General features: G+C 73.2%; 14 protein-coding genes and 1 pseudogene. 7 read left to right on the forward strand and 8 right to left on the reverse strand.

Translation table 11 applies throughout. The annotated features are described in order from the left end of the window. Positions 1–472 precede the first annotated feature (472 nt). On the forward strand, positions 473–1558 hold the full coding sequence (locus tag ACZ499_RS01525; protein ID WP_468671016.1) for an AI-2E family transporter: 1086 nt from the start codon (positions 473–475) through the stop codon (positions 1556–1558). Here the strand turns inward: ACZ499_RS01525 and ACZ499_RS01530 are convergent. Beyond that, on the reverse strand, positions 1504–3672 hold the full coding sequence (locus tag ACZ499_RS01530) for a SpoIIE family protein phosphatase (RefSeq protein WP_468671018.1): 2169 nt from the start codon (positions 3670–3672) through the stop codon (positions 1504–1506). The genes ACZ499_RS01525 and ACZ499_RS01530 overlap by 55 nt on opposite strands. Positions 3673–3779: 107 nt before the next feature. Between ACZ499_RS01530 and aspS the strand changes: the two genes are divergently transcribed. From aspS to ACZ499_RS01550, 4 genes are all read left to right on the forward strand, one after another. Further along, positions 3780–5558 (forward strand): aspartate--tRNA ligase, encoded by a 1779-nt coding sequence (gene aspS / locus ACZ499_RS01535; protein ID WP_468408026.1) that lies wholly within the window; start codon positions 3780–3782, stop codon positions 5556–5558. Between the two features lie 148 nt (positions 5559–5706). After that, positions 5707–6213, forward strand: a complete 507-nt coding sequence (locus tag ACZ499_RS01540; RefSeq protein WP_385543626.1) for a SigE family RNA polymerase sigma factor — start codon at positions 5707–5709, stop codon at positions 6211–6213. Next, positions 6206–7030: a hypothetical protein gene (locus ACZ499_RS01545; protein WP_468671021.1), complete on the forward strand. Its 825-nt coding sequence runs from the start codon at positions 6206–6208 to the stop codon at positions 7028–7030. Before ACZ499_RS01540 ends, ACZ499_RS01545 begins: the two co-directional genes overlap by 8 nt. Before the next feature lie 65 nt (positions 7031–7095). Beyond that, complete coding sequence (locus ACZ499_RS01550; RefSeq protein WP_468671024.1) at positions 7096–7872, forward strand: L,D-transpeptidase family protein; 777 nt, start codon at positions 7096–7098, stop codon at positions 7870–7872. A gap of 15 nt (positions 7873–7887) precedes the next feature. Here the strand turns inward: ACZ499_RS01550 and ACZ499_RS01555 are convergent, their stop codons facing one another. Together ACZ499_RS01555 and metG are read right to left on the reverse strand one after the other, a co-directional pair. Then, the gene (locus ACZ499_RS01555) at positions 7888–8037 is read right to left on the reverse strand and encodes a hypothetical protein (protein WP_468671027.1); all 150 of its coding nucleotides are present in this window, start codon (positions 8035–8037) and stop codon (positions 7888–7890) included. 131 nt (positions 8038–8168) lie between these two features. After that, positions 8169–9776: a methionine--tRNA ligase gene (metG, locus tag ACZ499_RS01560; protein ID WP_385543635.1), complete on the reverse strand. Its 1608-nt coding sequence runs from the start codon at positions 9774–9776 to the stop codon at positions 8169–8171. A 179-nt stretch (positions 9777–9955) separates the two neighbouring features. On the opposite strand from metG, the pseudogene ACZ499_RS01565 reads away from it, so the two are divergent. Continuing rightward, positions 9956–10161 (forward strand): annotated as a pseudogene (locus tag ACZ499_RS01565) (two-component sensor histidine kinase); the annotation flags it as partial. A gap of 164 nt (positions 10162–10325) precedes the next feature. On the opposite strand, the gene ACZ499_RS01570 reads toward ACZ499_RS01565, so the two are convergent. The 4 genes from ACZ499_RS01570 to ACZ499_RS01585 all read right to left on the reverse strand — a co-directional run bounded on the left by ACZ499_RS01570 (position 10326) and on the right by ACZ499_RS01585 (position 15734). Beyond that, positions 10326–11876: a VWA domain-containing protein gene (locus tag ACZ499_RS01570; RefSeq protein WP_468671031.1), complete on the reverse strand. Its 1551-nt coding sequence runs from the start codon at positions 11874–11876 to the stop codon at positions 10326–10328. Positions 11877–12084: 208 nt separating this feature from the next. After that, positions 12085–13044, reverse strand: a complete 960-nt coding sequence (locus tag ACZ499_RS01575) for a hypothetical protein (protein ID WP_468671033.1) — start codon at positions 13042–13044, stop codon at positions 12085–12087. Between the two features lie 38 nt (positions 13045–13082). Next, entirely contained in the window at positions 13083–14564 is a 1482-nt protein-coding gene (locus ACZ499_RS01580; RefSeq protein WP_468671035.1) for an APC family permease, read from the reverse strand. 198 nt (positions 14565–14762) lie between these two features. After that, positions 14763–15734 carry a LysR family transcriptional regulator gene (locus tag ACZ499_RS01585; protein WP_468671038.1) on the reverse strand — a complete coding sequence of 324 codons (972 nt, stop codon included), beginning with the start codon at positions 15732–15734 and terminating at the stop codon, positions 14763–14765. Between the two features lie 172 nt (positions 15735–15906). Here ACZ499_RS01585 and snpA point away from each other — a divergent pair, with 172 nt between their 5' ends. Further along, positions 15907–16581 carry a snapalysin gene (snpA, locus tag ACZ499_RS01590; protein ID WP_468671040.1) on the forward strand — a complete coding sequence of 225 codons (675 nt, stop codon included), beginning with the start codon at positions 15907–15909 and terminating at the stop codon, positions 16579–16581. A 925-nt stretch (positions 16582–17506) separates the two neighbouring features. Here snpA and ACZ499_RS01595 read toward each other — a convergent pair. Then, entirely contained in the window at positions 17507–17920 is a 414-nt protein-coding gene (locus ACZ499_RS01595) for a hypothetical protein (protein ID WP_468407998.1), read from the reverse strand. Between the last annotated feature and the right edge of the window lie 26 nt (positions 17921–17946).

Consider the following 17946-nt stretch of genomic DNA (forward strand, 5'->3'; position numbering starts at 1 on the left):
TCGCGCAGTTCCCCGCGCCCCTCAAGGCAGGGGGCCCGGCCAGGATTCAGCCCTCGGGCGTACGAGGAACGAGGCCCGGCCAATGCTCAGCCCCTCGGGCGTACGAGGAACGGGCCTGGCCAGAGCTCAGCCCCTCCGGCGCTTGAGGAACGGGGCAGGGGTCGCAGGCCCCGCCCCATCAGGGGCGCGGGGAACTGCGCGACCAGCCACAGACAGCCTGCAGACAAACGGGGTCCGGGGGCGGAGCCCCGAACCGGGGGCGGGGGCGCAGCCCCAGCGGGGATACCCGGGGCGCCGAAGCAGGGTGCAGGGGCCGTAGGCCCCGCAACGGGGGCCCGGGGCCCTGACCCCGGGAGAGCCACCTCAGCCCCCCACCCCGCCCCCGGAGGGTCTCGGGAAGGGGCGGGGTGGGGAACACCCAGGCGGGCGCCCCCCACGGGCGCCGGGGGGCCGGGCGTGGTGCGCTGGCCCCGTGGAGCTCGGCAAGCCACTACTCCCCGACCCCGCGCGGCGGCTCGCCGCCTGGTGCGTCGTCGTGCTGCTCGTCACCGGTGTCGCCGCCGTCGCCATCTGGCTGTGCGTGGTGTTCAAGACGGCCGTCACCCCCGTACTGCTCGCCCTGCTGGGGACGGCCCTCCTCGGGCCGGTCTTCCGGCGGCTGCTGAAGCTGCGGATGAAGCGGTCGCTCGCCGCGGGCCTCACCTGCGTCGCGCTCGTCGCCGTCGTCGGCGGCGCCGGGTACGTCGTCGTCAGCGCCCTCGTCGACACCGGTGACCAGATCATCGATTCCCTGCGGCAGGCAGGCGCGTGGCTCGCCGATCACTTCGGGGTCGCCAGTGGCGATGGGGTGTCCAGCCTCGCCGACAACGCCAAAGAGCTGCTCGGGAAGTTCGGCGCCAGCGCCGCCTCGGGGCTGCTCACCGGGCTCAGCATCGTCGGCTCGCTCATCGCGACCGGCGTGCTCTCGCTGCTCCTGACCTTCTTCTTCCTGAAGGACTCCGACCGGGCCGCCGGCCTCGCCCACTCCCTCGCCCCTCGCGGCACCGGGCCCACCGTCGAGGCCATGGCCCGGCGCGCCTTCGAGGCCGTGGAAGGGTTCATGCGCGGGACCACGATCATCGCCCTCATCGATGCCCTCTGCATCACCGTCGGGCTGCTGATCCTCAGGGTCCCCGGGGCCGTGGGGCTCGGCGCGCTCGTGTTCATCGGGGCGTACATCCCCTACCTCGGCGCCTTCGTCTCCGGCGCTGTCGCCGTCCTCGTGGCACTGGCCGACCGCGGGATCGGCATCGCGCTCTGGGCGCTCGGGGTCGTCCTCGCCGTACAGCAGCTGGAGGGGCACATCCTCCAGCCGATGATCCAGAGCCGGACCGTGCAGATGCATCCCGCGATGGTCATGATCGCCATCACGGCGGGGGCCGGCGTGGCCGGGCTGCTCGGGATGCTGCTCGCCGTGCCCGTGGCGGCGGCCGGGTTCGGCGTGATCAGCGAGCTGCGGAAGCGTTACGCCACCGAGGAGCCGGCCGCACCGGCGGAACCCCCGTCCGGCCCCTCGTAGAGCTCGAACCAGATCGACTTGCCCTCGCCCCTGGGATCGACCCCCCAGCGGTCCGCGAGCATCTCCATCAGCACCAGGCCGCGCCCGCTGGACGCCATCTCGCCGGGGCGGCGCTTGTGCGGCAGGTCGTCGCTGGCGTCGGCCACCTCCACCCGCAGACAGCGTGTGCCCGGGGTGCCGGTGGCCTCGGCCACCAGGAGCGCGTGGCCGTCCGTGTGGACCAGGACGTTGGTGACCATCTCGGAGACCATCAGGACCGCCGCGTCCACCTGCTCGTCGTCCGCCCAGTCGTGCAGCAGCTCGCGCAGCTCGCGGCGGACCCCCGCGATGCGGTGCGGCTCGGTCTGGGCGACGGTCACGGCGGTGCGGCGGGCCGGGACCACCCCGGCGCCCAGGTCCGTGCCGCAGCCGCACGCGTCGGTGTTGCGGCACAGCAGCAGCACCGCGATGTCGTCCTCGCGGCGGTCGGCCAGCGGGCCCACGGTGTGGTGCGAGGGGGGTCCGTGCACCGCCTGGACCAGGGCGTCCGCCAGATTCTCCAGGCTGTCCCCGTTGTCCTCCTCCAGGACCGGGCGCAGCCGTGTCCAGCCGGAGCCCATGTCGTGGCCGCCGGTCTCGATCAGGCCGTCCGTGCAGATCATCATCGTCTCGCCCGGCTCCAGGACGAGCTGGGTGGTGGGGTAGTCCGAGTCCGCCTCGATGCCCAGGGGGAGGCCGCCCGACGTCTGGCGGATCAGCGCCGTGCCCTCGGCGGTGCGGATCACCGGGTCGGGGTGTCCGGCCCGGGCGATGTCGAGGGTGCCGGTCGCCGGGTCGACCTCGATGTAGAGGCAGGTCGCGAAGCGCGGGTGGTCGTCGTCCCCCGCGTAGGACTCCCCGTACGACTCGGTGATCCCGTACAGGAAGCGCGAGGCGCGCGAGAGGACCGCGTCGGGGCGGTGACCCTCGCTCGCGTACGCCCGCAGGGCGATGCGGAGCTGGCCCATCAGCCCGGCGGCCCGTACGTCATGGCCCTGGACGTCCCCGATGACCAGGGCGAACCGGCCGGACGGCAGCGGGATCATGTCGTACCAGTCGCCGCCCACCTGGAGTCCGCCGCCGGTCGGCACATAGCGCGCGGCGACCGTCATCCCCGGGATCTCCGGGCCGAGCGTGGGCATCATCGAGCGCTGGAGTCCGAGCGAGAGCTCCCGCTCGGACTCGGCCTCGCCCGCCCGCGCCAGCGCCTGGGCCAGCATCCGCGCCACCGTCGTCAGGACCGAGCGTTCGTCGGGTGTGAACGCCACCGGGTGCTTGAATGCCGCCATCCAGGTGCCCATGGTCCTGCCGGCCACGATCAGCGGCAGGAAGGCCCAGGACTGGCGGTCGAAGCGCCGGGCGAGCGGCCAGGTGGCCGGGTAGCGGCGGCGGTACTCCTCGGGGCTGGGGAGGTAGATGGCCCGGCCGGTCCGTACGACGTCGGCGGCCGGGTAGTCCGTGTCCAGCTGCATGTCCGCGAAGGGGCCGTCGTCGCCCGGGTTGTGCCCGTGGTGGCCGATGATCGAGAGGCGGTCGCCCGCGACCCCGAAGACGGCGAGGCCGTCCGGCGAGAAGCCCGGCATGGACAGGGAGGCCGCGACCCGCAGCACCTCGGCCGTGGAGCGGGCCTCGGCCAGCGCGCGGCCCGCGTCCAGCAGGAACGCCTCGCGGGAGCGGCGCCAGTCACCGGTGATGGAGGTGTGCGCGGCCGTGGTGCCGGGCTGCGGCTCCGCGACCTCCTGGAGGGTGCCGACCAGCACGTAGTCCAGACCGTCCCTGCTGTTCCCGGGGGCGGACTTGCGCAGCGGCTTGGAGCGGCTGCGTACCGTACGCAGCACCCGGCCGTTCTCGTCCATGATCCGCAGCCGGGCCTCGGCGAGGGTGCCCTCCGCGAGCGCGAGGGCCACGATCTGGTCGACCTCGTTCCAGTCGACCGGGTGGAAGCGGGAGCGCACGGCGGCCCCGGTGAGCTCGGCACGCTCGGGGGGCAGGCCGAGCAGGCGGGCGGCCTCGGCGTCGAGCGTGACCGTTCCGGACGCGTTGTCCCAGCGCCACAGCCCGGTGGCGATCGCAGCCAGGACGTCCTCGGTGCGCATGATCCCCACTCTAGGCAGCCGGATTTATACCGGCGAGAGGTGTTCGGCCCGGCCGGTAACCTGGAGGGACTGTTTCCCGCCTGTCACGCGAAGAACTGGATGAAGAAATGCATCGGTACAGGTCCCACACCTGCGGCGAGCTCCGCGCCTCCGACGTCGGTACCGACGTCCGGCTGAGCGGCTGGCTGCACAATCGCCGAGACCTGGGCGGCATCCTCTTCATCGATCTGCGCGACCACTACGGCATCACCCAGCTCGTCGCCCGCCCCGGCACGGCCGGCGCGGAGGTCCTGGACAAGCTCTCCAAGGAGACCGTCGTCCGGGTCGACGGCAAGGTCGTCTCGCGCGGCGCGGAGAACGTGAACGCGGACCTGCCGACCGGCGAGGTCGAGATCGAGGTCGGCGAGGTCGAGGTGCTCGGCGCGGCCGGCCCGCTGCCGTTCACGATCAACGCCGAGGACGGCGTCAACGAGGAGCGGCGCCTGGAGTACCGCTTCCTCGACCTGCGCCGCGAGCGCATGCACCGCAACATCATGCTGCGCTCCGCCGTCATCTCGGCGATGCGCCACAAGATGACCGCGCTCGGCTTCAACGAGATGGCGACCCCGATCCTCGCCGCGACCTCCCCCGAGGGCGCCCGCGACTTCGTCGTCCCGTCCCGGCTGAACCCCGGCAGGTTCTACGCGCTGCCGCAGGCCCCCCAGCAGTTCAAGCAGCTGCTGATGATCTCGGGCTTCGACCGCTACTTCCAGATCGCGCCCTGCTTCCGCGACGAGGACGCCCGCGCGGACCGCTCGCCGGGCGAGTTCTACCAGCTCGACGTCGAGATGAGCTTCGTCGAGCAGGAGGACGTCTTCCAGCCGATCGAGAAGCTCATGACCGAGCTGTTCGAGGAGTTCGGCGGCGGCCGCCACGTCACCTCGCCGTTCCCGCGCATCCCGTTCCGCGAGTCGATGCTGAAGTACGGCAACGACAAGCCGGACCTGCGCGCCCAGCTCGAACTCGTCGACATCACCGATGTCTTCGAGGGCTCGGAGTTCAAGGCGTTCGCGGGCAAGCACGTGCGCGCGCTGCCGGTGCCGGACGTGGCGGGCCAGTCCCGCAAGTTCTTCGACGGCCTGGGCGAGTACGCGGTGGAGCACGGCGCCAAGGGCCTGGCCTGGATCCGCGTCGGCGAGGACGGCACGTTCGCGGGCCCGATCGCCAAGTTCCTCACCGAGGAGAACATCAAGGTCCTCACCGAGCGCCTCGGTCTGGCCGCCGGTCACGCCGTGTTCTTCGGCGCGGGCGAGTACGACGAGGTCTCCAAGATCATGGGCGCGGTCCGCGTCGAGGCCGCCAAGCGCGCCGGCCACTTCGAGGAGGGCGTCTTCCGGTTCTGCTGGATCGTCGACTTCCCGATGTACGAGAAGGACGAGGAGACCGGCAAGATCGACTTCTCGCACAACCCCTTCTCGATGCCGCAGGGCGGCCTTGAGGCCCTGGAGACCCAGGACCCGCTGGACGTCCTGGGATGGCAGTACGACATCGTCTGCAACGGCATCGAGCTGTCCTCGGGCGCGATCCGCAACCACGAGCCCGACATCATGTTCAAGGCGTTCGAGGTCGCGGGCTACGACCGGGAGACCGTGGAGCGGGAGTTCGGCGGCATGCTCAAGGCGTTCCGCCTCGGCGCCCCGCCGCACGGTGGCATCGCCCCGGGCGTCGACCGCATCGTGATGCTGCTGGCGGACGAGCCCAACATCCGCGAGACGATCGCGTTCCCGCTGAACGGCAACGCGCAGGACCTCATGATGGGCGCGCCCAGCGAGCTGGAGGAGTCGCGTCTGCGCGAGCTCAACATCCAGCTCCGCAAGCCGGTCGTGGCCAAGGGCACGGAGAAGTAGGCACGGAGAAGTAGTCCGCCGCACGCGTCACGAAGGGCCCGGATCCTCCTGCGGATCCGGGCCCTTCCGCGTGCCCGGGGCAACCTGGCGGGCACCCCACCGCGTTCGACAGGTGTGAGAGCCCGGACAGACAGACGAGGACACGACGATGGCCCCCGACGCACCCGACGGATTCGAGGAGTTCGTCGCCGCCCGGGGCCCCCGGCTGCTGCGGGTGGCCTGGCTGCTGACCGGCGACGCGCACCTGGCGGAGGACCTGCTCCAGACGGCGCTCGCCAAGGTCTGGCCGAAGTGGCACCGGATAGCCGACGACCACCCCGAGGCGTATCTGCGCAAGACGCTGGTGACCACCTACACCTCCTGGTGGCGGCGGCGCTGGCGGGGCGAGGTCCCGCACGGCGAACTCCCGGACGCCGCCGGGCCGTTCGACGCGTACGAGGGCGTGGACCTGGAGCAGTCGCTGGCGGCGGCCGTCCGCGCGCTGCCCGCCCGCCAGCGCGCGGTCGTGGTGCTGCGCTACTTCGAGGACCTGGGTGTCGAGGAGACGGCGGCGGTGCTCGGCTGTGCGCCGGGCACGGTCAAGAGCCAGGCCGCCAAGGCGCTGCGCACCCTGCGGACGCTGCTGCCCGTACTGATCGAGGAGCGCCATGAGTGACGACGGCTTCCTTGGCCACGGCTCCCTGGGCCACGGCCTCCCCGACGACGAGCAGGCGCTGCGGATCCTGCTGGAGCGAGCCGTTCCCCAGCCGCCCGTCCCCGCGAGCCGCCTCGACAAGGTGCGCGAGCGGCTGGCGCGGCGCAGGCGGCGGCGGGCCGCCGGGGGTGCGGCCGTCACGGTGGTCTCGCTGGTGGCGGCCGGCGCGCTGCTGCCCGACGCGCTGCGCACCGAGCGGCACAGCGTGCCCCCCGCCGCGACCCCGCCGCAGGCGGTGACCGGGACCGCCGGGGTGCGGGCGCCCTTCCCCGAGCTCGACGGCCTGGTGCTGCGGCTGCCCGCGTCCTGGGACGCGCTGTGGCTGCCGGGCGAGGAGACCCGCAAGGTCCAGGCGACCGGTTTCGTGGCCTCGCAGCGGCTCCAGCCGTACGAGCGGACCTGCCCGGAGCTGAAGAGGCCGGGCGGGTCGGGCATGCTCTGCCAGCCCGTGGAGCGGCTGGGCCCCGGGGGCGTCCTGCTCTCGCTCACTCTGGTGCGGGGCGCGGACTTCGGCACCAACGTGCCGCCGACCGGGGCGGCGTTCGTCCGCTCCAGCGAGGTGTGGTTCGGCTGCCGCCGGATCGGCGGCACCGCGCAGTACACGACCCTGCGCGCCACCGGGAACCCCGGAACGGTCCTGCTCGCGAACCTGTGTACGGGCGGTGCCGGCACCGGCACCGACCGCCTCGCCGACGAGGTCCGCGGGGTCCTGGACACCGCGACCTGGGACACCCCCCCGGCCACCAGGAACCCCACCCCCGAGGGGAGGCGGAAGTGACCGCCGCCCCCACGAAAGTCCCCACGAAAGCCCCCACGAAAGTCCCTGCGAAGAAGGGCCCCGCCATGTCCGTGCGTGCCACCCGGGGCGCCTGGGCCGCCCTCTCCCTGGCGACCCTGCTGCTGACCGGGTGCGGGAACGACGGCCAGGGCGTCCGGGACGAGGGCGACGGGCCCGGCACGCTCGCCGACGTCAGCACCGACGCCGTGGGCGCGCACGCCGGGCGGGCCGCGCCCGAACCCGTACGCCCCCGCGAGATACCCGCGCTCGGCCCCGCCACCCGCGCCCGTATCCCCGCCGCCAGCACCCAGGCGCTCGTCGTCACCGGCGAGGGGCCCGACGCCAACCGGGCCACCGCCGTCCTCTACACCCGCGACCGGGTCAAGGGCTGGCTGCCCGCCGAAGGCCCCTGGCCCGCACGCAACGCGGCGCGCGGCTGGACCGGCGAGCACCGGGCGGGCGATCTGCGCTCGCCCGTCGGAGTGTTCGGCCTCACCGACGCGGGCGGCCGCCTCGCCGACCCCGGCACCCGTCTCCCGTACGACCACGGGCCCGGGTTCACCGCGCGCGGCACCGGCGTCGAGGGCGAGCCGCTCGCCGGGTCCTTCGACTACGTGGTGGCGATCAACTACAACCGCGCGCCCGGCACCACCCCGCTGGACTGGACCCGGCCGCTGGGCGCCGGGCGCGGCGGCGGAATCTGGCTGCACGTCGACCACGGCGGCCCGACGCAGGGCTGTGTGGCTCTTCCCCGGGACCGCATGCGGCAGTTGCTGCGCACGCTCGACCCGGCGCGCACCCCGGTGGTCGTGATGGGGGACGCGGCGGCCCTGTCCCGCTGATCCTGTTCGCCCGCCTCAGTCCTCGTCCCGGGACGGTGAGTCCGGGGACGGCGGTCCCGTGGGGCGATTCACGCTCTGGCGATTCGCCTCGCGGACCTTGCGGATGAGTTCCTCGCGGCGCTGGGCCTCTTCCTCGGCCCGCTGCTGGTCCGTACTCCTGGTCATGGCGCGCACCCCCTCATGCACGTACATATTCACGTGCAGCGTGCGCCCACAGGAGGCGCCCCGCAACCGCAGACCGCACGCGAAGGGCCCGGAACCTGGCCGGTTCCGGGCCCTTCACACGTACGTAACGCCTACGCCGGCTTCTCTTCCAGACGCGGGAACAGCACCGCGCCCTTCGTCACCGTCGCGCCGACCGGGAGCTGCCCCCAGCGGGCCGCGTCCTGGACCCGCTGGTCCGCCAGCGGTCCGAGGCCTGCGGCCTCGGCGCCGAGCGACTCCCACAGCTTCTGCGAGGTGTCCGGCATGACGGGGTTCAGCAGGACGGCGACGGCGCGCAGCGCCTCGGCGGCCGTGTAGAGGATGGTCGCGAGACGGGCGCGGCCCTCCTCCGACTCGTCCTTGGCCACCTTCCACGGCTCCTGCTCCGTGATGTAGCCGTTGACCTGCTTCACGAAGTCGAACACCGCCAGGATGCCGCCCTGGAAGTCCAGCTCCTCGCCGATCTTGCGGTCCGCCTCGGTGACGGCCCTGGTCAGGCCGTCGGCGATGGCCTGCTCGGCCGGGCCGGAGGCCGTCGCCGCGGGCAGCGTGCCGCCGAAGTACTTGCCGACCATGGCCGCCAGGCGCGAGGCGAGGTTGCCGTAGTCGTTGGCGAGCTCCGAGGTGTACCGCGCGGTGAAGTCCTCCCAGGAGAACGAGCCGTCCTGGCCGAAGGCGATGGCGCGCAGGAAGTACCAGCGGTAGGCGTCGACGCCGAAGTGCGAGGTCAGGTCCTGCGGCTTGATGCCGGTCAGGTTGGACTTCGACATCTTCTCGCCGCCGACCATCAGCCAGCCGTTGGCCGCGATCCTGCCGGGCACCGGCAGGCCGTTGGCCAGCAGCATCGCGGGCCAGATGACCGCGTGGAAGCGGAGGATGTCCTTCCCGATCAGGTGGACATTGGCCGGGAACGTCTCGTCGAACTTCTCCGGGTTCGCCCCGTAACCGACCGCCGTGGCGTAGTTCAGGAGCGCGTCGATCCACACGTAGATGACGTGCTTGTCGTCCCACGGGACCGGTACGCCCCAGTCGAAGGTGGAACGGGAGATCGAGAGGTCCTCAAGGCCCTGCTTCACGAAGTTCACGACTTCGTTGCGGGCCGACTCGGGCTGGATGAAGCCGGGGTTGGCCTCGTAGAACTCGATCAGCTTCGGGCCGTACTCGCTCAGCTTGAAGAAGTAGTTCTCCTCCTTGAGGATCTCCACCGGCTTCTTGTGGACGGGGCACAGCTTGGTGCCGTCCTCCGCCTCGATGAGGTCGCCGGGGAGCTTGTACTCCTCACAGCCCACGCAGTACGGGCCCTCGTAGCCGCCCTTGTAGATCTCGCCCTTGTCGTACAGGTCCTGGACGAACTCCTGCACACGGTCGGTGTGCCGCTTCTCCGTCGTACGGATGAAGTCGTCGTTCGCGATCTCCAGGTGCTCCCAGAGGGGCTTCCAGGCCTCCTCCACGAGCTTGTCGCACCACTCCTGCGGGGTCACCCCGTTGGCGTCGGCAGTGCGCATGATCTTCTGACCGTGCTCGTCCGTGCCGGTGAGGTACCACACCTTCTCGCCGCGCTGACGGTGCCAGCGCGTGAGCACGTCGCCTGCGACGGTCGTGTAGGCGTGGCCCAGGTGAGGAGCGTCGTTGACGTAGTAAATGGGGGTCGAGACGTAAAACGCCTTCGCCCCCTGCTTCTCGGATCCAGTGGCCGCCATGGTCGAAATCCTAACGGCCGCGGGGAGATCCACTCACCCGCATAAACCCGCGGCGGCCGGTGGAGAGGTCCGCGAAACATCCGGTCCTGTACGAAGGACGCGTCCTGGGAGGAGGGGGCGCGTACGTGGGCGGGGTACGGCAAGGGGAACAGCGCGTGGCCGACGCCCTGGACGGTACGGATCAGGGCGGGCTCGCCCAGCCGTTCCGGCGGGGGGAGGGCCGGGACCGGATGGGGCCGGGGCGGGGCTGGGCCTGTCGACGGTCCGCTCGGTGGCCCTTGGCGCACGGGGGGCGGCAACGGCCGCCCCGCTCCCGGAGGGCGGCCTGGCGGTGACGGTGACACTGTTTGGGCCCGGGGTCCGTCTGCGGGCCGGTGGGGGCTGAGCGCGCCCACGCGGCGGAGCCGCACATGTCACAGCCCCGCGCCCCTCGGGTGGTCCGCCGCAGCCGGAGAACCCGGCTCAGCCACAGCCTTTCAGGGGCGCGGGGAACCGCGCGACCAGCCACGGACGGCCCGCAGGCGAGGAACCGCCCTCCGCGAGGAGCGCTTACCGCCGGGAGAACCCGCCGACGAGCCCGGCGTAGAGCGCGGGGTCCGGGAGCTCGCGGGGAGCCGGCCCGGCATGGAAGAACGCGGCGTTCTCGGTGTCCAGCTTGCGCAGGAAGTCGAAGGCCTTGCTGTCGTCCTCGCCGAACGCCACGAACTGCCAGAACAGCTGCTTGCCGGACGCGTCCGCGAGCGCCTGGCGGGCGGCCACCTTGGCGTCCGGGGCGCCGTCGGTCTGGAAGACCACAAGCGCGGGGCCGTCGTACTGGCTCTTCTCGTAGTGCTCGACGACCGCCTCGACGGCGCAGTGGTAGCTGGTGCGGCCCATCCGGCCGAGCGCGGCGTGCGCGTCGTCGACGACGCCCTCGTACGAGCCGAGGGAGAGGTCGGCGGTGCCGTCGAGCTCGGTCGAGAAGAACACGGTGTGGACGGCGGCGTCCTCGTCGAGGTGCGCGGCGAGCGCGAGCGCCTGCTCGGCGAGCTGCTGGGCGCTGCCGTCCTTGTAGTACGGCCGCATCGACCCGGACCGGTCGAGCACGAGGTACACCTTGGCCCGCGCCCCGACGAGCCCGGCCGTGCGCAGCTGCGCCCCGGCGGCCTTGTAGTGCTCCACGAGGCCGGGGGCCCGGGACTTGATACGGGGGAGGGCGACGGCCGCGGACGCCTTGGCGGCGGGCTGCACGGCCTCGGGCTCGGCGTCCGTGGCTGCCGCCACGGGCTCCGGCCCGGCCTCGGCCTCGGCCTGTACGGGCTCGGCCTCGGCCATGACGGCTACGGGCTCCGGGTCCGGCTCCGCCACGACAGCGACGGGCTCCGGGTCCGGCTCCGCGGCCTGCGGCTCGGTCTCCGGTTCCGGCTCGGCCACCACGGCCGCGGGCTCGGGTTCGTCCACGACGACGGCCTCGGCCTCGGCCACCGCGGGCTCCGGCTCGGCCGCAACGACGGGCTCGGGCTGGACAGCCTCCGCCACCGGCTCGGGCTCGGCCACCTCGGCCTCGGCCTCGGCCACCGCGGGCTCGGGCTCGTCCACGACGACGGGCTCGGCCACCTCGGCCTCGGCCACCGCGGGCTCGGGCTCGGCCACGACGACGGGCTCGGCCACCGCGGGCTCCGGCTCGGCCGCAACGACCGGCTCGGGCTCGACGGCCTCCGTCACCGGCTCGGGCTCGACGGCCTCCGTCACCACCGGCTCGGCCTCCACGGCTTCCGGCTCCGCCGGGGCGGCGGGCTCCGACAGCGGGGACTCGCCCCGCGGCTGCGGGACGTCGGAGCCGGCCGGGGGCGTGGCGGGGGCCGGGGCCTCAGTCAGGGAGGTGTCCTCCGTCGGGCGCGCCGGGGACGGGACCGCCGGGCGGGACGAGGACGCGTCGAACGCCGCCGCGACCAGTTCCTCCGCGGGGGAGAGGTCGCGCCGGGCCGCGGCCGGCACCGTCGGGGTCGCGGGCGCGGACTCCTCGGCGGGGGCCGGCACGGTGGCCGCGGCCGGTGCCGATTCCTCCGCCGGAGCCGCCGTCAGGTCGGCGCTCTCCGCGTCGCGATCGCGTCCGAACACTTTGCGCAGCAAGCTCCGAATGCCCATGGGCGAGGCCTTTCGCATGAGTTGGGTGCGATATGCGTTGCATGGCGTTACGTATCCGATTGGCAGCCAGTTACGTGTCCATACGTATCCACGTCGCGTGAGCGGGACCACGAGCGTGGACACGTAAGGTTAGCGATCCGATCCGGTCAACCTCGGCAGGGGGCGGACGACGCGGTACCGGTTAGGCCCCGGACGGCATCCGCCAGCGCGTGATCTGCTGCTCCGGATCGCCCGTGTACACCCACGGCACCCGCGCCGCCCGCTCCCCCAGCAGCCCCACCAGGGAACGCGCCTCCAGGCTCAGCCCGGCACAACACGCGGCGTGCGCGAGGTAGTTGAGCTCGGCCGCCTCCGCGACCGGCACCGGGCCGGGCGAGCGGCCGCCCAGCCAGCGGTCGTAGGTGCGGCGCAGCTCGGTCACCGCCAGCTCGCCGCTCCAGTGCTGCCCGAACCCCCGCACCGGCTGCCCCTTGGCGCCCTCGGCGGCGTACCGGTACTCCTCCACCCGGGCGATCTGCACGAGCACCGGCAGCGCGGAGCCCTCGGGCGCCGCGCCCGCCGCGTCCCGGGCGAAGTCGTACATCGTGCCGTGCGTCCCGTGCCAGCGGGCGGAGAAGTAGCGCAGCATCTGCACATGGCCCTCCACGTGGTACGGGTCGCGCCGGCGCAACTCGTCCCACCAGCCGCGCAGATCGCGCCGCCCCACCCCGCCCTCGTACAGCCGGGCCACCGTGAGCAGCGACGCCCACGGCATCGGGTCGCCGGGGTGCGCGTCCGCCGCGCCCAGGCAGGCCATCACCGCCACGTCGAGCCGGTCCCGGTCGGGCGCCGCACCGCGCCCGGCCGCGATGGCGAGGTGGAAGACCCGGACCACTTCGGTGGCGGCCCGCAGTACGGCCGCGTCCGCGCTGTCGGGCTCGGCGGCGCGCCAGGCCTCCACGACGGTGGAGCCCGCGACGGCGGGCGCGAGCAGCCGGATCCGGTGGGTGCGCAGTGGCCAGTTCTCGCCGGTCGCCCGCAGCAGGTCCCGTACGCCCTGCCAGCGCCCGATCACGATGTCGTGCCGGGCGGTGGCGAGCGGGCGGTCGCCGAGGTCCGGGTCGAAGCGGACGGCCGGGGAGCGGCGGCGGGCAGCGGCCATCAACACCCCTCTCTGGTCGGTGGGTCGGGGCCAGGTGGTCAGAAGTCGGTGGGCAGGGCCGCGCCCGCGTACTCGGGGCGGCCCGCGCCGGAGGCCGCGTACACCTCGTCGACGGCGATGGCCCGGCCGGCGTCGAGGGCGGCGGGCCGGTAGTAGGCGCTGCCGCGCCGCCAGTACCAGAGCATCGGGGCGAGCCCGGCGGCCAGTCCGCCCAGGCCGATGGCGATCGCGGCGGCGCTGAGCTGGGAGAGGGAGGCGACGAAGACGCAGAACATGAAGACGGCGCCGAGCGCGGGCCACAGTCCGCCGAAGACGAAGGAGCCCACCGATCTGGTCAGCGTCCCCCGGTACGCGACGACCGCGGCCAGGCCCGCGAGGCCGTAGTAGAACGTGGTCTGGAGGCCGATCGCGGCGAGTGCGTCGGCCATGATGTCCTCGACCGAGCCCAGCGCGTTGGAGGCGACGAACAGGGCGAGGGCGACGGCGCCGACCACCACGACGGCGACCCAGGGCGTGTTCCAGCGGCGGTGCACGGTACCGAGCGCGGCGGGCAGCGTACGGTCGCGGCCCATCGCGAAGAGCGAGCGGGTGACCTGGAGCAGCGTGGTCTCCAGGGTGGCGATCGTGGACAGGACCACGGCGAGCACCATGAGCTTGCCGCCGACGCCGGGCCAGATGGTCTCGCCGAGCACGGCGAGGACGTTGGACCCGTGCTGCTCGACCGCGCCCGGCGTCAGCGTCATGTTGACGGCGACGGTGAAGCCGACGAAGAGCAGGAAGACGACGGCGAGGCCGACGAGGGCGGCGAGCCCGGCGGTGCGGCGGCTGTCGCGGGTCTCCTCGCTGAGGTTGCTGGTGACGTCCCAGCCCCAGTAGTAGAACGCGGCGATCAGGGTGCCGGAGGCGAAGCCGCGCAGGCCGTCGAAGTGGCCGAACCCCAGCCAGGACCAGTCGAAGGGGGCGGCGCCGCCGTGGTGGAGGAGCGCGCCGACCGCGAAGACGACGAGGATGGCGAGCTCCACGCCGGAGACGATCACCTGGGCGCGGGCGGAGAGCCGGGCGCCGCCGAGCACCACGGCGAGCATCACCAGGAACCAGCCGGCGCCGGTGGCGGTGGCGAGCGCGGTGTGGCGGGCGAGCTCGGGGTCGAGGAGGGCGAGGGTCATCTGCCCGGCGGGCAGCGATCCGGCGACCATGAAGATGGTGGCGGCCACGACCAGCGCCCAGCCGCTCATGAAGCCGAGGAAGGGGTGCAGGGTCCGGGCCACCCAGGAGTAGGCGGCGCCCGCGTTGACGTCGATGCGCCCCAGGCGCCCGAAGGCGAGGACGATGCCGAGCATGGGTATCGCGCAGTAGAGCAGCGCGGCGGGTCCGGCGAGGCCGACGGCCCCGGTCAGTACGGCGGTGGTGGCGGCCAGCGAGTACGCGGGCGCGCTGCCCGCGACGGCCATGACGACGGTGTCGAACGTGCCGAGGGCGTTGGAGCGTAGCCCTCTGCCCGTGCTGCGGCTGCTGCTCATGACCAGAACGTCCTTTGCTGCGTGACATATGGCGGTATGTCAGAACTCCGGCCACCGGAACGGGTGTTGCCCACGCGCATCCGGAAGCCGCGTGCATCGTAGTGGGCTCCGGAGCGGGCAGGGGGTGCCGCGCTTCCCCCGCATACGAGGACGGATCCAGTCATACGGAGTCGGTGCGTCCGCCTTGCCGCGAGGCGACTATCGCAGACAGGGCCGGGGGGCCGGGGTCCGTAGCGGCCCGGCCAGCCACGCGCGGTAGGGGGCGGACATCCGGGCCGCCTCCCAGTACGCCCCGTCGAGCGCGGAGTGGACCGTCCCGTACAGCGCCTCCTCGTACGCCCCCGCCCGCGCGGCGAGCAGCAGCCGTACGGCCAGGGGGTCGCCGCGCAGCGGCCGGATCGCCATGTCCGGGCGCGGGCGGGAGGTCGGCTGGCAGGGGGTGACGACCTCGCCGGTGGCGACCAGGGAGGCGGCGGTGAGGTAATCGCCGTGCAGCACACGGGGGTTGAGCCCGGCGGCGGCGAACACGCGCCGCAGCCCGTCCCACTCACCGTCCACGCTGGGGTCGACCATCCACCGGTCGTCCGCCAGATCGGTGAGGTCCACCACCTCGCCGTCGGCCGCCGGGTGGTCGACGGCGAGCGAGATGAACTGGGGCTCGCGCTCGACGAGTACGCGCACGTCGAGGCCGTCCGGCACCCGCAGCGGGCAGCCCTCCACCTGGTGGACGAAGGCCACGTCGAGCTCGCCCGCCGCGACCAGGCCGAGCAGGGCGTTGGCGGAGACGGCGACGTGCAGCTGGGTCTCGGCGTGGGGCAGGCGTTCGCGCAGCCGTCTCAGCCAGCCGGGGATGGCGCGGCTGGCGGTCGAGCCGATGCGCAGCCGGGGCCGCCCGTCCACCCCGTCGACGGCCGCCCGCACCTCGGTGACCAGCGCGTCCATCCCGGCGAGCAGGGGGCGGGCGCGGCTGAGGACGGTCTGGCCGAGGGGGGTCGGCCGGCAGCCGGTGCGCTCCCGGGAGAAGAGCAGGCCGCCCAGTGAGTGCTCGATGCGCCGGAGCTGGGTGGTCAGGGCCGGCTGGCTGGTTCCGAGCTGCCGCGCGGCCCTGTGCAGACTGCCGGTGTCGGCGATCGCGCAGAGGGCGCGGAGGTGCCTCACGTCGAGCTCCATGGCCCGAGGGTAAAGGGGTTGTCATGTCCCGCACTAGACGGCTGATTCCCCGCCGATAACGCCGAGTTATCGCCGATTGCCATCATCCCCGCGCGCACCCGGCTCCCCGACACTCGCCCTGGTCCCGGCAACCCACCGGGGCCACCCCCACGAGAACGACCAGGAGCCCCCCATGAGACACCAGAGGACTGTCGTCCTGTCCACCGCACTGGGTCTGGCGCTCGCCGGCCTCGGCGCGATCCCCGCCACGGCCGCCGCCCCTTCCCCGTCCACCGCCGCCACCTCCGCGTACGCGCAGGGCTCGACGTACGCGGGCTCCGCCAAGGAGGCGGCCAACAACAAGGCGTTCTACGACGCCGTGATGAAGTCGGTGGCCAAGAAGCGGGCCGCCAACCCGCTGGCGGCCTCCGTCACCGTCTACTACAGCACCCGCAACGCGCCGAGCTTCCGCTCCCAGATATCGCAGTCCGCGCAGATCTGGAACTCCTCGGTGCAGAACGTACGCCTCGCCGAGTCCTCCTCCGGCGCCGACTTCTCGTACTACGAGGGCAACGACCCGAACGGCTCGTACGCGTCCACGGACGGGCACGGCGGCGGGTACATCTTCCTCGACTACCAGCAGAACCAGCAGTACTACTCGGTCCGCGTGGTCGCCCACGAGACCGGCCACGTCCTGGGTCTGCCGGACCACTACTCGGGCCCGTGCAGCGAGCTGATGTCCGGCGGCGGGCCGGGCACGTCGTGCAGGAACGCGTACCCGAACAGCACGGAGCGGTCGCGGGTGAACAGCCTGTGGCGGAACGGCCTGGCGTCGGCGTTCAAGCCGGCGGCGGTGCCTGCGGCGTGAGGGGTACGGGGGCGGGCTCGGCCTGAGCCGCGCCGATACCGATGACCTCCGACTCGGCATGCGGCCGGGCGGGCCGGTGGGGCACCCGGGTGTCGTTCCCCTCTGGCAGCATGAACGCATGCCGAGTGTCTCTCCCCGCCGTCCGTGTCCGTCGTGCGGCCGTGCCGTGGCCGTGGTGGCGGGCAAGTACGTGCGCCACGATCCGCGCACGCGCACGGGGGGCGGCGGGGAGCTGACACTCTGCCCTGGCTCGAAACGCCGGGCACCGGCGTCCGCGGGCCAGCGGACGCTGGACGGTTACGAAGTGGCGTTGTTCCCGGGCCAGCTGCCCCTGTTCTGACCCGGCCCTCGCCCACCCGCCCGCCCGTTCGGCGGGGTTGGCACGGCCCGGGCCTCCGCCGGGTGCCCGCCCGCCGCCTGCGGCTCACACCCCACGCCCCTCGGGTTGCCCTCCGCAGGCCGTGGAGGGTTGCTCGCGCGTTGCCTGCGCCCCTGAGGGGTTGGCTGTCTGCGGGTTGTGGTGGGTTGCTCGCGCGGTTCCCCGCGCCCCTTGAATGCCGCTGCGCGGCATCATTGGGGGCGGCCCGAAGGGGTGCGTCTTCAGGGGCGCGGGGAACTGCGCGACCAGCCCCCACCGGGCCGCAGCCGAGGAGCGGCGCACTTCGCGAAGCGGGCCGCCGCGCGCAGGGGTCGACGCCGACGGTGTCGGACCCCCGCGAGAGGCCCGGGCCTCACCAACCCGGCTGCTCCGGCGGCCCGGGTGGGGCTGGCCCCCGGGCCGCCGGAGGCGGGCGCAGCACGCACGCGCGGGCGGACGCCGACGGTGGGGGCCACCCACGAGAGGCCCGGGCGATCCAACCCCGCCGAACCGGCGGGCGTGGTCCGGGCGATGCAGCCCCGCCGAACCGGCGGTCCCGCCCCCGGCCTACTCCCGCGTGTAGAACGCGTAGAACGCCGCCGCCATCATCCCGCCCCCCAGCAGCGCCCCCATCATCGACGCCCCGAACACACTCTCGCCCGACTGGGCATACAGAAACCCCGTCCCCGCCCCGAACAACGCTCCGAACGCCACCGCCCGCAGCTCCCGAGGCAACCGGCCCTGGATCATCAGCAACCCCAGCCCGAGCGCGGCGATCACCACTCCGGACACCAGCCCGAGCGCGATGTTGCCGCCGGTGACCTCGCCGCCCCGCCGGTTGATGGACGCGGCCCAGAAGCCGTAGAAGATCCCGATGACCACCGGCAGGGCGATCAGCGCCACCGGCAGGCCGAGACGGGCGGTCAGGCCGGAGAGAGGGCCGGGCCGGGACGGTGCCGGCATCGCTGCGTGTGCGGACATGGCGCAACTCCTTCCACTTCCCCCAT

It is taken from the genome of Streptomyces sp. NPDC031265 (assembly GCF_055570295.1).

Coding starts and splice junctions, on each gene's coding strand:
- aspS (WP_468408026.1), top strand. CDS start 3,780: ATGCATCGGTACAGGTCCCACACCTGCGGCGAGCTCCGCGCCTCCGAC.
- ACZ499_RS01595 (WP_468407998.1), bottom strand. CDS start 17,920: ATGTCCGCACACGCAGCGATGCCGGCACCGTCCCGGCCCGGCCCTCTC.
- ACZ499_RS01550 (WP_468671024.1), top strand. CDS start 7,096: ATGTCCGTGCGTGCCACCCGGGGCGCCTGGGCCGCCCTCTCCCTGGCG.
- ACZ499_RS01580 (WP_468671035.1), bottom strand. CDS start 14,564: ATGAGCAGCAGCCGCAGCACGGGCAGAGGGCTACGCTCCAACGCCCTC.
- ACZ499_RS01540 (WP_385543626.1), top strand. CDS start 5,707: ATGGCCCCCGACGCACCCGACGGATTCGAGGAGTTCGTCGCCGCCCGG.
- ACZ499_RS01545 (WP_468671021.1), top strand. CDS start 6,206: ATGAGTGACGACGGCTTCCTTGGCCACGGCTCCCTGGGCCACGGCCTC.
- ACZ499_RS01555 (WP_468671027.1), bottom strand. CDS start 8,037: ATGACCAGGAGTACGGACCAGCAGCGGGCCGAGGAAGAGGCCCAGCGC.
- ACZ499_RS01575 (WP_468671033.1), bottom strand. CDS start 13,044: ATGGCCGCTGCCCGCCGCCGCTCCCCGGCCGTCCGCTTCGACCCGGAC.
- ACZ499_RS01530 (WP_468671018.1), bottom strand. CDS start 3,672: ATGCGCACCGAGGACGTCCTGGCTGCGATCGCCACCGGGCTGTGGCGC.
- ACZ499_RS01585 (WP_468671038.1), bottom strand. CDS start 15,734: ATGGAGCTCGACGTGAGGCACCTCCGCGCCCTCTGCGCGATCGCCGAC.
- snpA (WP_468671040.1), top strand. CDS start 15,907: ATGAGACACCAGAGGACTGTCGTCCTGTCCACCGCACTGGGTCTGGCG.
- metG (WP_385543635.1), bottom strand. CDS start 9,776: ATGGCGGCCACTGGATCCGAGAAGCAGGGGGCGAAGGCGTTTTACGTC.